Source organism: Flavobacterium sp. FlaQc-47 (assembly GCF_044006475.1).
Lineage (GTDB): Bacteria > Bacteroidota > Bacteroidia > Flavobacteriales > Flavobacteriaceae > Flavobacterium.
The window spans coordinates 576611-589004 of record NZ_JBIPCQ010000001.1; the positions used below are offsets into that span (position 1 = coordinate 576611).

General features: G+C 33.0%; 14 protein-coding genes. 7 read left to right on the forward strand and 7 right to left on the reverse strand.

Going from position 1 to position 12394, the window contains the following annotated elements:
- Positions 1–117 precede the first annotated feature (117 nt).
- From ACHRVX_RS02330 to ACHRVX_RS02340, 3 genes are all read left to right on the forward strand, one after another.
- The gene (locus ACHRVX_RS02330) at positions 118–1281 is read left to right on the forward strand and encodes a class I SAM-dependent RNA methyltransferase (RefSeq protein ID WP_395328650.1); all 1164 of its coding nucleotides are present in this window, start codon (positions 118–120) and stop codon (positions 1279–1281) included.
- A 197-nt stretch (positions 1282–1478) separates the two neighbouring features.
- Positions 1479–1715, forward strand: coding sequence for a hypothetical protein (locus ACHRVX_RS02335; RefSeq protein WP_213304198.1), 237 nt, complete (start codon positions 1479–1481; stop codon positions 1713–1715).
- Between the two features lie 16 nt (positions 1716–1731).
- On the forward strand, positions 1732–2424 hold the full coding sequence (locus ACHRVX_RS02340) for an aspartate/glutamate racemase family protein (RefSeq protein WP_395328654.1): 693 nt from the start codon (positions 1732–1734) through the stop codon (positions 2422–2424).
- A 55-nt stretch (positions 2425–2479) separates the two neighbouring features.
- Here ACHRVX_RS02340 and ACHRVX_RS02345 read toward each other — a convergent pair whose 3' ends face one another.
- The 4 genes from ACHRVX_RS02345 to rlmD are packed head-to-tail and all read right to left on the reverse strand — an operon-like array spanning position 2480 to position 6178.
- Entirely contained in the window at positions 2480–3418 is a 939-nt protein-coding gene (locus ACHRVX_RS02345) for an XAC2610-related protein (protein ID WP_395328656.1), read from the reverse strand.
- Positions 3419–3428: 10 nt separating this feature from the next.
- Positions 3429–4229, reverse strand: coding sequence for a DUF6048 family protein (locus ACHRVX_RS02350; protein ID WP_395328658.1), 801 nt, complete (start codon positions 4227–4229; stop codon positions 3429–3431).
- The gene (locus tag ACHRVX_RS02355) at positions 4201–4755 is read right to left on the reverse strand and encodes a DUF6452 family protein (protein WP_395328661.1); all 555 of its coding nucleotides are present in this window, start codon (positions 4753–4755) and stop codon (positions 4201–4203) included. The genes ACHRVX_RS02350 and ACHRVX_RS02355 overlap by 29 nt, the downstream gene beginning before the upstream one ends.
- 10 nt (positions 4756–4765) lie before the next feature.
- Positions 4766–6178, reverse strand: coding sequence for a 23S rRNA (uracil(1939)-C(5))-methyltransferase RlmD (gene rlmD, locus ACHRVX_RS02360; RefSeq protein ID WP_395328663.1), 1413 nt, complete (start codon positions 6176–6178; stop codon positions 4766–4768).
- A 227-nt stretch (positions 6179–6405) separates the two neighbouring features.
- On the opposite strand from rlmD, the gene ACHRVX_RS02365 reads away from it, so the two are divergent.
- Positions 6406–7386 (forward strand): sensor histidine kinase, encoded by a 981-nt coding sequence (locus ACHRVX_RS02365; protein WP_395328665.1) that lies wholly within the window; start codon positions 6406–6408, stop codon positions 7384–7386.
- A gap of 274 nt (positions 7387–7660) precedes the next feature.
- Here ACHRVX_RS02365 and cysM read toward each other — a convergent pair whose 3' ends face one another.
- Positions 7661–8548 (reverse strand): cysteine synthase CysM, encoded by an 888-nt coding sequence (gene cysM, locus ACHRVX_RS02370; RefSeq protein WP_395328668.1) that lies wholly within the window; start codon positions 8546–8548, stop codon positions 7661–7663.
- A complete protein-coding gene (locus ACHRVX_RS02375; RefSeq protein WP_395328671.1) occupies positions 8545–9336 on the reverse strand; it encodes a serine O-acetyltransferase in 792 nt (263 codons plus the stop codon). The genes cysM and ACHRVX_RS02375 overlap by 4 nt, the downstream gene beginning before the upstream one ends.
- A 189-nt stretch (positions 9337–9525) precedes the next feature.
- Here ACHRVX_RS02375 and ACHRVX_RS02380 point away from each other — a divergent pair, with 189 nt between their 5' ends.
- From ACHRVX_RS02380 to ACHRVX_RS02390, 3 genes are all read left to right on the forward strand, one after another.
- Positions 9526–10227, forward strand: a complete 702-nt coding sequence (locus ACHRVX_RS02380) for a DUF1003 domain-containing protein (protein ID WP_395328674.1) — start codon at positions 9526–9528, stop codon at positions 10225–10227.
- A gap of 292 nt (positions 10228–10519) precedes the next feature.
- Positions 10520–10705, forward strand: coding sequence for a hypothetical protein (locus ACHRVX_RS02385; RefSeq protein ID WP_213304224.1), 186 nt, complete (start codon positions 10520–10522; stop codon positions 10703–10705).
- Positions 10695–11246 carry a Smr/MutS family protein gene (locus ACHRVX_RS02390; protein ID WP_395328677.1) on the forward strand — a complete coding sequence of 184 codons (552 nt, stop codon included), beginning with the start codon at positions 10695–10697 and terminating at the stop codon, positions 11244–11246. The genes ACHRVX_RS02385 and ACHRVX_RS02390 overlap by 11 nt, the downstream gene beginning before the upstream one ends.
- 149 nt (positions 11247–11395) lie before the next feature.
- Here ACHRVX_RS02390 and ACHRVX_RS02395 read toward each other — a convergent pair whose 3' ends face one another.
- The gene (locus ACHRVX_RS02395) at positions 11396–12388 is read right to left on the reverse strand and encodes a hypothetical protein (protein WP_395328679.1); all 993 of its coding nucleotides are present in this window, start codon (positions 12386–12388) and stop codon (positions 11396–11398) included.
- Between the last annotated feature and the right edge of the window lie 6 nt (positions 12389–12394).

Genomic DNA, 12394 nt, shown 5'->3' on the forward strand with positions numbered 1-12394 from the left:
ATTCAAAGTACCGCAAATTTAGTGTATTTTTGCCGAAAAATAACTATTTCGCAACGATACCTAAAGAATCATTTTTAGTGTGTTGTGATTGGAGTTTTTTTTAATACAAAAATAAAGATGGAAGAAAATTTTAGAATGATTGCCAAATGTTTTTTTGGTTTTGAAGAAATATTAGAGAAGGAATTGCGTGATCTTGGTGCTCAGGATATCGAAAAAGGAGTGCGAATGGTGAGCTTTAAAGGCGATAAAGGTTTTATGTATAAAGCTAATTTATCGTTGCGTACTGCGCTGAAGGTTTTAAAACCTATTTACTCGTTTAGAGCTAATAATGAGCAGGCATTATATAAAGGAATTTCTGGTGTAAACTGGTCAAAATTATTAAATGCCAACCAAACTTTTGTGATTGATGCAACCGTGCATTCGACTTATTTTAATCACTCTGAGTTTGTTTCGCAAAAGTGTAAGGATGCAATTGTGGATCAGTTTAGAGAAAGAACGGGACAACGCCCAAGTATTGATAAAGCTTTTCCTGATTTAAGGATAAATATACATATTGATAAAGATCAGGTTTCGGTTGCTTTAGACACTTCCGGAAATTCATTGCATCAGCGTGGTTACAGAACGGCTACCAATATTGCACCAATCAACGAGGTTTTAGCAGCAGGAATTTTATTGTTATCAGGTTGGGAAGGTCAAAGTCATTTTCTGGATCCCATGTGTGGTTCCGGAACTTTTCTTGCCGAAGCTGCTATGATTGCCTGTAATATTCCGGCGAATATTAATCGTAAAGAATTTGCTTTTGAAAAGTGGAAAGACTGGGATAATAATTTGTTCGAGCAAATTGTAAACAGTTTAATGAAAAAAACAAAGGAATTTCATTATACAATTAAAGGTTTCGATAAAGCACCTAGTGCAGTAAATAAAGCCAAAGACAATATCAAGAACGCAAATTTAGAAGATTATATCACGATTAACGAAGAGAACTTTTTTGATACTGAAAAAGAGGTTGAAGGAAAGTTGCATATGGTTTTTAATCCGCCTTATGATGAGCGTCTGGATATTCATATGGAAGAATTCTATAAAAATATTGGTGATACTTTAAAGAAAAGTTATCCCGGAACAAATGCCTGGTTTATTACCGCAAATCTTGAAGCATTGAAGTTTGTGGGATTAAAACCTTCACGCAAAATCAAATTATTCAACGCAAGTCTTGAAGCACGTTTGGTAAAATACGAAATGTACGAAGGAAGTAAGAGAACGAAATTTCAAGTGTCTGAATAAATTAGGTACAAAAGAGGCAAAGGTTCAAAGGAACAAAGGGAAATACTTTGTCGTTTTGAACTTGTGTAATTTTGATTCTTGAAAAAATGATAAAATTACCAATTAACCAATAATAAAGAGGCAGATGTTCAAAGGAGCAAGGGAAAAACCTTTGTCGCTTTGAACCTTTGTAACTCTTAACCTTAAAAAAACAAAACATGTCAAAATTACAAGTAAGAGGTTTTTTATATCAATTAGGATGTTTTGCAATTTTATTTATTGCGGGCAGATATTTAGTTGCTATGTATACAGGATTAACGGGACTTTGGATTCCTATGACGGCTTTTATTATTGCCACTTTGATTTCGCCTAAATTTCAGGCAGTGAAAACTAAAGATGGTGAAAAGCTTTTTATGAAATGGATTTTTATAAAAGGTATTAGAGAAATAGGGTAAATAAATTGATTTTTATATGAAGATAATTGGACTTATAGGCGGGATTAGCTGGGTTTCTACCGCTGATTATTATAAACTTATAAATCAGGGAATAAATGAAAAACTGGGAGATTTAAACTTCTCAGAATGTTTGATTTACTCTTTTAATTATGCTGATATAAAAAGAAATAATGAAAATAACGATTGGGATTCGACTTTTAATATGCTTTTAAAAGGTTGCCGGTTTTTAAAACAGGGTGGGGCAGAAGCAATTGTTTTGTGTGCCAATACAATGCATTTTATTGCTGACAAACTTGAGGCAGCAATAGATTTACCCATTATTCATATTGCAACTGCAACGGCAATTGAAATAGAGCAACAAGGCTTGAAAAAAGTTGGTTTGCTGGGAACAAAGTTTACAATGGAACTTGACTTTTTTAAAGACAAGCTTATCGCAAAAGAAATCGAAGCTATTATCCCGACAAGTGAAGCGGATAAAGATTTTATTCACACGACAATTTTTGAAGAGCTTGGAAAAGGCATAGTAACCAATGAAACTAAAAAACGCTATATGGCAATTGCGAATCAATTAATAAAAGAAGGCGCAGAAGGAATTATTTTGGGTTGTACTGAAATCCCTTTAGTAATAAAACCTGAGGATCTTTCGGTTCCTGTTTTTGATACTGCTTTAATACATTCAAATGCAGCTGTAAATTTTCAGTTGTCTTAGAATTAGAATATAACTTAAAAGCCATGAACTGATTAATTTCAATTCATGGCTTTTTTTATTTTTGGTATTCCTTAATCTTAACTGATTTATTATTTTTGATTTGATATTCAGTATAAGTTGTTTTTTCACTGTTTTCAAAACTTTCGCTTTTTCTTGTCAGATAAAAGTTATTATTCGACCATCTATAATAATAGTTGGATTCGTTTCCGCTTCCGTCAGCTTCATATTTTACAAATTCTTTGCTTTTTTGATCAAAGAATAAATATTCCAATTCTTCCAGTTTGGTATTTCTAATGAATTGTTTCTTTGTATTGTCATAAACAAAATAAAGAAAACTGCCATCGTACTTTGTTCTGTCAGGAAAATAAATTGGAATTTTTAAATCTAATACACCATCAAAATTAAGATCTTCTAATTCAACTTCTCCATCTTTTTCGTAAATCACTTTATTGAAACCGGAAAGTGTCTGAATTTTTTCTTTCTTAGAATTGTAGATATCGAGTTTGCTTATTAAGTAATTATCTGCTAACTCACCGTTTGTGTTTTCGGCTTTGCCTTTGTACTGGTTTAATTTATAACTGAAATTTTTGGGATTAAATAAAGACAAGTCTTCAATACATGTTAGTGATACATTGAATTGCTTGTCTTTTTTTTCGTTTTGCCAACTGCCGGTTAACTCTTTTTCATTACTCAATTGTAAAGAAAACGAACCTGTTTTTATAAAAACATTTCCGTTTTTAGTTGGTGTATAGGAACTTTCAACAAGTTTTATTTCATTATTCTTAAAAATACCTTTTGTAAAAATAGGCCTGTCTTTACCATTTTTTACATAGTAATAGCTTCCTGAAACTGAATCTTTTCCCTGAATAAATTCAACGGTCATTTCTATAGGATACTTGTCGATTTTCCCTGAGAAATGTAAATAGGTTTTTACAATTGTTTTTTGCGCAAAAGCAATCTGACCAAAGATAAAAAGCACGAGTATTTTTTTCATTTCAGAAAGATTACTTTTTAGGCTTTTCCTTTATGATTTCCGGAATAACTATTTTTTTCTTGTAAAGCGGAATAAAATAAGAAACGGTGTAGTTGAAACCAACTCCAAAACTTCCGTCATAGGTTTTGTTAAATCCGGGAATGTATAAATTATCAAATCCGGATGGTTTTGAATTGGCAACTAAAAGTTTTAACTGAACGCCAAATCCCACAAATACATTATTAAAAACTTTTGCTTTTAACCCCATCGCAACTTCAAGCCATCCTGCAGTAAGACCGGTATATTTTTGACCGGCAGCAATTGCGGGTTGTTCTCCCCAATATGGGTTTGCATTGTAAATTTTATAACTGTTTAATTGCTGGCTGAAGGTACTAAAACCACCACGTAAACCTATTGTAATAAGGTTTTCCATGTCAAGCCAGTTTTCATACGTATTGTAGTCAAAACCACCTTTAATATAAGTTCCTGTTGCTGTTGAGTTTAATCTGTCGTCATCTGTGGTTTTATCTTCAAAACCAAGTTCCGCAGCCAGATAGTATTTTTTCGTTAAACGAAAATCACTTACAACTTCAATTCCCTTATAGTCTTTATCATAAAGACCGCGGGTTAATTTATACAAATCAACTCCAACTCGAAGACCATAGCGATCTGTTTTGATGCTGTCTTTTTTTGTTTCCTGAATGGCAGGTTTTGCAGTTTCGGCTTTTGGTTTTTCTTTCGTTATTGTTTTAGTTGACGTTTCCTGGGCGTGACCCAAAAACATTGAAAACAATAAGCAAAAACTAAAATAATACTTTAATATGTGTTTCATTTTCAGATTCAACGTTAGATTGTAGTACAATAACTCTTTGCATCCATAGTCCATCATTACCTGGATCTGTTTGCTCAAATGGGGTTGATAATGGTTCAGGTTCTGCTGGATTTAATGTAAAAATAGTTTTAAAACCACAAGCTCTTGATACATATACATTTTGATGCGTATAATTAAATTTTATAACATCAGTATTTATAGCAGCAGGATTAGCATTTCCGGAATCGAGAATAAAACTGTAAGTAGTTGAAACATCATCTGTTTTTAACGGGATAGAAACAGTATTGCCGCTGGTAAGATATTTAGTAGTTTCAGTTCCGGCTTCATTAAAAATAATTCCTTCTGTTTGTCCTTCGCCAATTACTTTTAGATTCGTTACATTTTTAGGCGTTGTTGGCGCAGTAATATCAAAAAACGAAATTACTAATCTGGGAGTAGTGGGTGTATTTGCATCACAAATATCATCTTTCTCACAGCTGGATAAACCAAAAGTAAAAACTAATAAAAGAGCGATTATTTTTTTCATTTATATTTTGTTAGCGAAGTTCTAAAAGTACAACATTTTCGACATGATGTGTCTGCGGAAACATATCAACCGGTCTAACGCGGGTTACTTTATATTTTTCGTCCATTAAAGCTAAATCACGTGCTTGTGTTGCTGAGTTACAACTTACATAAACTACTTTTTGAGGAGCAATTTTCAAGATTTGATCAATAACATCTTTATGCATTCCATCTCTTGGCGGATCTGTAATAATAACATCAGGTTTACCGTGTTGTGCAATAAAAGCTTCATTAAAAACCACTTTCATGTCACCTGTAAAAAACTCACAATTCGTTATATTATTGCGTTCTGCATTTGCTTTAGCATCAATAATAGCTTCAGGAACACTTTCAACACCAATTACCTTTTTAGCTTTTTTAGAGACAAATTGTGCAATAGTTCCGGTTCCTGTATATAAATCATAAACAGTTTCATCGCCTGAAAGTCCGGCGAAATCACGTGTTATTTTGTACAATTCATACGCTTGGTCAGAGTTGGTTTGATAAAAAGATTTAGCATTGATACTAAATTTTAAACCTTCCATTTCTTCCAGGATATAATCTCTACCTTTATATAGTTTGATATTTTGATCGTAGATTGTATCGTTTTGTTTTGAATTTACTACATATTGTAATGATGTAATTTGCGGAAATTTCTCGTAAAGGTGATCTAAAAGTAATTCACGATTTGATTTGTCATTTTCATAAAACTGAATTAAAACCATGATCTCTCCGGTCGAAGCGGTACGAATCATAAAAGTTCTCAATAATCCGGATTGCTCTCTTGGATTAAAGAATGCTAAATTATGCTCGTTAGCAAAATCCCTGATTTCGTTTCTGATCGCGTTTGAAGGATCTTCTTGCAAGTAACATTTTTGAATGTCAAGAATTTTGTCCCACATTTTAGGGATATGAAATCCTAATGCGTTTCTGTTTCCTAAATCTTCGGTACTTTCAATTTCTTTTTCGGTCAGCCAACGGCTGTTAGAAAACGAAAATTCCATTTTATTTCTGTAGAAAAACTGTTTTTCTGAACCCAAAATAGTTTCGAATTCAGGAAGTTCCACTTTTCCTATACGCTGTAAATGATTTTTTACTTCGTTTTGTTTGTAATACAACTGTTGGCTGTATTTCATATTTTGCCATTTACATCCTCCGCAAACTCCAAAATGATCGCAAATAGGTTCAATGCGATGTTCTGATAATTCGTGAAATTTTACGGCTTTACCTTCATAATAGGCCTTTCTTTTTTTGAAAGTTTGTACGTCAACTACATCACCCGGAACCACGTTCGGGATAAAGATTACTTTTCCGTCAGGAGCCTTTGCTACTGATACTCCTTTTGCTCCGGCATCCAGAACCTGAATTTGATGAAAGACAACTTTGTCTGTATTTTTTCTTCCCATAGCGCAAAAATAAGGGTTTGTAAACTTTTTCAAATTTAATTTTCAAAATATTTTATCAAATTCTTTAATTTATTATTTTAATTGACTTTTAAAGCTAACTTTGTTTTTAGCAATTCGCCCAAATCTGCTATTTTTAATCCATAGATTGTTATTATTTTATGAAGTTATATCATAATCTTTCACAAATTAGCTTTTTGAAAAAAAGTTATGCCTTCAAATTTTTATTTGTGGCTTTTATAGGAATACATATTCCTTTGATAGGAATTTTGTTTTTTGTCCTGTATTATAATCATACTGTCTCGGCTACATCAATTTTAATTTTCTCTTTAATGATGACTTTGCTGGCGACTCTGATAACGCTTTTGATTTTAAACCAATTAATTAAACCTATTTCCATTGCTTCAAAAGCATTAAATGATTACAGGAATAATCGTAAACTATCTGTTTTACCTACAGATTATTGTGATGAAGCCGGTTTATTGATGTGTAATATTCAGGAATCTATTTATGAAGCCGAAAGTTTTATAAATGAGAAACAAGATTTGATTTATATGCTTTCGCACGATTTGAAAAATTTTGCAGGAAATCCTCAGGGTTTGGCGAAATTGATTATTAGCGAAAATCCATCTGAATCTATTCGCCAGTTAGCAGAGTTAATTTGCGAGTCTACAAATTTGCAATTCAGGTACATTGAAAATTTCATCAAATTACTGCAGGAACAGGATCGTGTTGTAAAAGGCAATCACGAAAGCAGAAACATTTTGTTTCATGGTATTGTGCCTTTTATTAATGAACAGCTGGAACAACGTTTGATTGAAAAAAATATAAAATTGAATCTGAGTTTAGAACTTAGTGAGGCTAAACTTAGAATTGATGAAGGTTTACTGATTCAGGTCTTAGTGAATTTAATTAGTAATGCTATTAAATTCTCTTATTTTGACAGCGAAGTTAAAGTTAGAATTTACAATGAAAATTCAAAATTGATAATTACTGTTGTGGATAAAGGTGTTGGCTTTGATAAAAATCAGATTGATGAGTTATTTAAGAAATTTACTAAAATGAGCAGATTAGGAACCGCAAATGAATCCTCAACAGGAATTGGTTTATACTTGTGCAAAAAGATAATCGAAAAAAACAAAGGAACATTAAACGCAACAAGCGAAGGTAAAAATAAAGGTGCCGAGTTTAGAATTGAGTTTGGAAACTAGAGGTACTAAGAGGCTAAGTTGCTGAGTTACTAAGGTTTTTAAAAATAGGAAAATTACTCGTATTTTATACTTATAACCAGGAAAACTTAGAACCTTAGCAACTAAGAAGCTTAGTGACTAGAAAAAAGGTTAAAAGCAGCAAAGTTACAAAGGTTTTTCAGTAGAGGAGCACAGCAGTGCATCTCAGGTATTTTTAACCGGTTTTAACTCTGTCTCTAAAATCTTTGAACCTCTGAACCTTTGCATCTTTGAACCTTTGAATGAAACTTTAAACCTAATCAAATAAATCCGAAGACAAATAACGATCACCGCGATCGCAGATAATCGCAACGATGACACCTGACTCTAATTGTTCGGCTATTTTTAGTGCCACGGCAACAGAACCTCCGCTGCTCATTCCGGCAAAAACACCTTCTTCAAGAGCTAATCTTTTTGTCATTTCTTTGGCTTCTTCTTCGCTGATATCGACAACAGTATCTACTTTTGAAGCATCAAAAATTTTCGGCAAATATTCCTGAGGCCATTTACGGATTCCTGGAATTTTAGATCCGTCGCTTGGTTGTGCACCAATGATTTGAATCGCCGGATTTTTTTCTTTCAAATAAGTCGAAGTTCCTATGATCGTTCCTGTTGTTCCCATCGCCGAAACAAAGTGTGTTACCGTTCCGTCAGTATCGTTCCAGATTTCCGGACCTGTGGTTTTATAATGTGCCTTCCAGTTATCATCGTTTGCAAATTGATTCAGCATCAAATAACCGCCTTGCGCGACTTTTTTGTCGGCATAGTCCCTTGAGCCAATAATTCCTTCGCTGGCGGGCGTTAAAATCACCGTAGCGCCATAAGCTCTCATGGTTTGGGTTCTTTCTTTTGTAGAATCTTCCGGTAGTATTAATTCGATCTCAATTTGGAACAATTGTGCAATCATTGCCAGAGCAATTCCTGTGTTGCCGCTTGTTGCTTCAATTAATTTATCACCTTTTTTAATATCGCCTCTTTCTACAGCAGCGGCAATCATGTTATATGCCGCTCTGTCTTTTACACTTCCGCCGGGATTATTTCCTTCTAATTTCAGTAAAAGTTTTACGTTTTTATTTTTAACCAAATTGACAGTTTCCATTAATGGAGTATTTCCAATTAGGTTAACCAATTTTTGTGCGTTCATTTTTTTTCTTTTATTTTAACTTCAGTTGTAGTAGTATTGGTTACGATAGAACCTTCGGGAATCGATTTTGTTATCCACGCATTTCCTCCCACAATACTATTTTTGCCAATAATAGTTCCGCCTCCCAAAATAGTAGCATTGGCATAAATGCAAACATTCGCTTCAACCGTTGGATGTCTTTTGGCATTTTTCATTTCTTTGCTTACACTTAAAGCGCCCAAAGTAACACCCTGATAAATTTTGACGTGCTTTTTAATCACGGTCGTTTCGCCAATTACAATTCCTGTGGCGTGATCAATAAAAAATGGGGAAGCAATATCTGCACCGGCATGAATATCAGTTCCGGTGATTCTATGCGCATATTCGCTCATTAATCGCGAAAACAACAACAAATCCAGCTGATATAATTCATGGCTTAATCTATAAATCGCAATTGCGTAAAATCCGGGATAACCTAAATAAACTTCGTCAATACTATTGGATGCCGGATCATTTTCTAAAATATATGCAGCATCCTGATTTAGCTTTTCGAGAACACGGGGTAATTTTTCCAGAAATCGATCCCAAATCGAGCTACATGAATTTTGAGGTTTTTTGCAGGCTAAAACAGCAATTTCCTTAAAGCATATTTCGAGTTCATCGATGCTTTCTTCTAAATCAGCATTCGAATCAAAAAGGGTATAAAAAAGCTTCTCGGTAAAATCTTCAGTTTTGGTTTTGATTCCGTAATTTATATTTGAATGGCTTTTTAAAGCCTTTATATTTTGTATGATAATGTCTTTAGTCACAATTGTAAAATTGAGTGGATATTTAAAACGCTAAAAGTAGTGCGTTTTTTGTAAATAAGGACACGATTTGTCTAAAGAAATTTTGTGTTGAGAATCGGATTTGTGATAAATGAAATAAAATTATTTGCTGCTTTTTTATATGATTCTAAAGAAGTTAAATGCGTAAATTAGCCCGTAAAATTTATATAAATGAAAAATAATTCGACTTTTAAAAGTGCCATTTCAGATCTTTCTTTTCCTGAAAGTCAGAAAATTTGGGGAAAATCGATTCATGATCCTATTTTAGGGCTGATTATTAAAGATTTTCCAACTTTTAGTGATAATGATTGCATCGCGGTAAAAGAGTTAAATGAATACCGTCAAATATACATTTCGAACTATTTATCTACAGAAATAGGAACGCTTTCCGATCTTGAACAAAGTGTAATTACTTCCTTAAAAGAAGATAAATCAATCGTGAGCATTGTTGAAGATGAAGAAGAGATCAGGAGTTTTGGTCAAAAAATTGCCGATAAAGTAGCTGACTTTGGCGGAAGCTGGACTTTTATACTTTCCTTTCTGTTTTTTATTGTAGTCTGGATTGGTGCTAATGTGTACATTTTAGTCAACAAAGGATTTGACCCGTATCCGTTTATTTTACTGAATTTGATTTTATCTTGTATTGCCGCTTTGCAAGCTCCGGTAATTATGATGAGCCAGAACCGTCAGGAAGAAAAAGACCGAAATCGTGCTAAAAAAGATTACATGATAAACCTGAAATCAGAATTAGAAATTAGAATGATTCACGATAAAATAGATCATTTGATTATGCACCAGCAACAAGAATTAATCGAAATTCAGAAAGTACAAATCGAAATGATGAATGATATTTTGAATCAGATAAAAAAATAATTTTGAAGAAAATTTCTATTCAGAAAATCAAAAATCAAAAGATAAAAATAGGGCAGTATACATTCTGAATATCATAAAAAAGCATACTTGAAAAAGTAAGAATAAATGCGATTAAAACCACATTCTAAACGCTCAGTTCCAGAGCGTATTTTTAGATAGTTTAGAATCATGATATTGTCAGTATTCAAATTATTTATTTTTACAATTCAGAAAAAAATATTGAACGAGATTCGAACAGAAGAGATGTACTATTTTAAAGTTTCATACTTTTGAAATCTTATACTTAAAAAAAATGAAAGCTTTTAAAATTATAATAATGATTCTTGCTATTTCGGTTGCGTTATATGAGCAGGTTTCACCAGAGAAAAATATCTATATTACGGTAATTGCAATTGTAGTATTCATGTTTGGAATGATGCAGCTGAGTGCTAAAACGCCTAGTAAAAATCAAGATAAAGAAGAACAGGATGTTGACTAAAGGAGATAAAGTTTCGGTATTAGACGAAGCCATAAACGGAACAGTGATTTCAGTTAAAAACAACGAGGTTTTGATTGAAACTGAAGATGGATTTACGATGACATTTTTTGTCAACGAATTGCTTAAAATGCAAGAATCCAGTAATTTAATGAATTCTATCAGAAGAATAGATTTAGATGAAATTAAAAAAGAGAAAGAAGAGCCAAAAGCAAGAAGTTTTGTTAAGGAAAAGAAGGATAAACGCGAAATTGCTGCTCCTGAATTTGATTTGCATATCGAAAAACTGGTTCCTAATAAACGCGGAATGTCAAATTATGATATTTTGACTCTGCAGACTGAAACTGCCAAAAGGCATATTGAATTTGCCATCAGAAATCGGATTCCGAAAATCGTTTTTATACATGGTGTTGGCGAAGGAATTCTAAAAGCCGAACTTGATTTTTTATTAGGTCGTTATGACGGAATTGATTTTCAGGATGGCAATTATCAAAAATATGGCTTAGGTGCAACCGAAGTTTACTTTAGACAAAGCAATAAATAAGATCATTTTTTAAGTCTTAGTTTGTTGTTTTTAAAGCATAAAAAACATCTGTTTTTCATTTTGATTTCTAATTAAATCAGCTTGAAAAACGGATGTTTTTTTTTGTAAGAATTAAATATGTTTTTTTAAACTTATAACGAGTTTCTTAACTATGGTACTACCACTGTTACAGTTCCTAAAACAAATGTAGTTGCCAGTTTAAAAGTACTGTTTCCTTTTTGAAGAGTTGCATTTCTAAGAACAATTTTATGTCTGAATACTTTAAGATCATTTGTGGTAGTAACCTCTATTATACCGCTTACATTTGCTTGCCCATCCTGACCAACCCATGTGTCAAGAACTGCTGGTGTTGTTGGTGTTTTTTCTGTGCAAAAATAGCTTTTGGTGTCAACTGGTAAACCACCACTGTAGGTTCTGTAATAAAGTTTGTTTGTCGTGCCGTTTAGATTAATTAAACTTGTTCTGGGTGTACCGGTTGGCGTTGCTTCATTAACAATTAAATCGGCTATATTTTCAAGAACCAAAGAAGATACGGTATTGTCGTTGTAGATTTTCTTTGTATCCGGACAGTAATCAGCATTCTCATCGCTAAAAGTTACGACTACCGGAGTAACGGTTGTTTGATAGTCTCCAAAACTAAATTCTTCCTGAACTTGGGGTCCTGAAGGTTTTAAAAACGTGATGTTTTTAAAATTTATATTATGATTGTAACCTGTAATTTTAGTACTTCCGTCAGTTGCAGTATTATCTGTAATTGGTGTAGTAGTAATTACAATTTGTCCTGCTGTTGCCTGCCATTCTTGTGTTACTTTAGGCGATGTTGGAGGTATTGCACCACAAATATTAGCGGTTGCAACAGTACCATCATAAGCTCTGTAAACTACACGATAAGTTGAATTGTCGATATCGTATATTAAGGGTTTGCCTTCAAGTGTTGGATCGTTTATAATTTTATCATCAGGCAATTGAATCAGCAAAGATTCCTGAGGTTTAAGTCTGTATATCAAATTATTTGTCAAAGGATCACAGCTTTGAGATGTAATACTTGTATCGTCAAAATCAATAGTATCCACTGTTAAATCACCATCATCGCAACCGTTTAATAATAGTGCGAAAAGCAGAAGGCTTGCATATTTTTTCATCGTAAT

Coding starts and splice junctions, on each gene's coding strand:
- ACHRVX_RS02380 (WP_395328674.1), top strand. CDS start 9,526: ATGAAAAATAATTCGACTTTTAAAAGTGCCATTTCAGATCTTTCTTTT.
- ACHRVX_RS02395 (WP_395328679.1), bottom strand. CDS start 12,388: ATGAAAAAATATGCAAGCCTTCTGCTTTTCGCACTATTATTAAACGGT.
- ACHRVX_RS02350 (WP_395328658.1), bottom strand. CDS start 4,229: ATGAAACACATATTAAAGTATTATTTTAGTTTTTGCTTATTGTTTTCA.
- ACHRVX_RS02385 (WP_213304224.1), top strand. CDS start 10,520: ATGAAAGCTTTTAAAATTATAATAATGATTCTTGCTATTTCGGTTGCG.
- ACHRVX_RS02330 (WP_395328650.1), top strand. CDS start 118: ATGGAAGAAAATTTTAGAATGATTGCCAAATGTTTTTTTGGTTTTGAA.
- cysM (WP_395328668.1), bottom strand. CDS start 8,548: ATGAACGCACAAAAATTGGTTAACCTAATTGGAAATACTCCATTAATG.
- rlmD (WP_395328663.1), bottom strand. CDS start 6,178: ATGGGAAGAAAAAATACAGACAAAGTTGTCTTTCATCAAATTCAGGTT.
- ACHRVX_RS02340 (WP_395328654.1), top strand. CDS start 1,732: ATGAAGATAATTGGACTTATAGGCGGGATTAGCTGGGTTTCTACCGCT.
- ACHRVX_RS02390 (WP_395328677.1), top strand. CDS start 10,695: ATGTTGACTAAAGGAGATAAAGTTTCGGTATTAGACGAAGCCATAAAC.
- ACHRVX_RS02335 (WP_213304198.1), top strand. CDS start 1,479: ATGTCAAAATTACAAGTAAGAGGTTTTTTATATCAATTAGGATGTTTT.
- ACHRVX_RS02355 (WP_395328661.1), bottom strand. CDS start 4,755: ATGAAAAAAATAATCGCTCTTTTATTAGTTTTTACTTTTGGTTTATCC.
- ACHRVX_RS02345 (WP_395328656.1), bottom strand. CDS start 3,418: ATGAAAAAAATACTCGTGCTTTTTATCTTTGGTCAGATTGCTTTTGCG.